The sequence below is a fragment of the Streptomyces sp. NPDC088124 genome (assembly GCF_040685895.1).
Classification (GTDB): Bacteria; Actinomycetota; Actinomycetes; order Streptomycetales; family Streptomycetaceae; genus Streptomyces.
In genome coordinates, this window is sequence record NZ_JBFBJB010000143.1 from 1 (window position 1) to 1,306 (window position 1,306).

The window sequence follows — 1,306 nt, forward strand, 5'->3', positions numbered from 1 at the left end:
CTAGGCCGTGTTTTAGGTCGGGTTTCTTGTTCACGCCTCGCGCTGTGATGATCACCGTGTGGGGCGTGGGGATCTTTCTGATGAGCAGTGGTTGGTGTTGGAGTCGTTGCTTCCTGTGGCGGGTGTGAGTCGCAGGTCGCCGGGTCGGCGGCGATTGGTGGACGGTGTGCGATGGCGGGTCCGGACAGGTGTCCCTTGGCGTGATCTGCCGGATGAGTACGGCCCCTGGCAGACCGTGTACGGGCTGTTCAGGCGTTGGCAGCGGCAGGGGGTGTGGGCCCGGCTGCTGACGTTGTTGCAGGCCCGGGCCGATATGACCGGGCTGATCACGTGGGAGGTGAACGTCGATTCCACGGTCTGCCGCGCCCACCAGCACGCGGCCGGGGCCCGCCGGGACGGCGCCGGGCAGAAGGAACCGCCCGGCGGGATCACCACCGAGCCGGACGACCACGGGCTGGGCAGATCGCGGGGCGGGTTCACCACGAAGATCCATCTGGCCTGTGAGCAGGGCCAGAAGCCGCTGTCGCTGCTGGTCACCGCCGGACAGCGAGGTGACAGCCCGCAGTTCGAGCCGGTCCTCAACGCGATCCGGGTGCCCAGAAGCGGCAGCGGCCGGCCGAGGAGCCGCCCGCTTCGGGTGCGGGGCGACAAGGCGTACTCCTCCCGCGCGAACCGCGCCTACCTGCGGAAACGAGGGATCAGATGCACGATCCCGGAGCCAGCCGACCAGATCCGCAACCGCAAGCGTCGTGGCCGCGGGGGTGGCCGCCCGCCCGCCTTCGACTCTCGGGACTACAAGGCCCGTCATGCCGTCGAGTGCGGGATCAGCCGCCTCAAGCAGCACCGCGCGGTGGCCACCCGCTATGACAAGCTCGCGGTTCGCTTCGAGGCGGCTGTCCACGTCGCGGCAATCCACCAGTGGCTGTGAACGCGGGCCGGGCCGCCTGGCCGTGCCATGCTGACCACCGAATTCGAGCAGCACGGATGGGGAGAGCCTGTGGCCGCTGAGTACTACTGCGCCGACAGCGAGAACGGCGACCACATCGACGACCTGTCCGAGGACGCGTTGTTTATGCTCATCAGCGACCTGAACGACGCCGACAACACGTTCGTCGTCATCCAGCCGGACGAAGACGAACCCGCCTGGTTCGCCTCCGTGGCCGTGCTGGACGAGGGCGGTTACGAGGTCGTTCGGCGCGACACCAACCGCCGCGAGCACGACGTCAGCGTCGAGACCGCCATCAACCAGATCGCGGGCGACCTCACCAAATGGCTGGCCGCCCGCGCTTCCTAAAACACGGCCTAG

General features: G+C 68.1%; 2 protein-coding genes. Both read left to right on the plus strand.

Translation table 11 applies throughout. The features are described from left to right. The first annotated feature begins 58 nt into the window (after window positions 1-58). On the plus strand, window positions 59-928 hold the full coding sequence (locus AB0P17_RS43265; protein WP_365820621.1) for an IS5 family transposase: 870 nt from the start codon (window positions 59-61) through the stop codon (window positions 926-928). 27 nt (window positions 929-955) lie between these two features. Then, complete coding sequence (locus AB0P17_RS43270; RefSeq protein ID WP_365820623.1) at window positions 956-1,294, plus strand: hypothetical protein; 339 nt, start codon at window positions 956-958, stop codon at window positions 1,292-1,294. The last annotated feature ends 12 nt before the right edge of the window (window positions 1,295-1,306 follow it).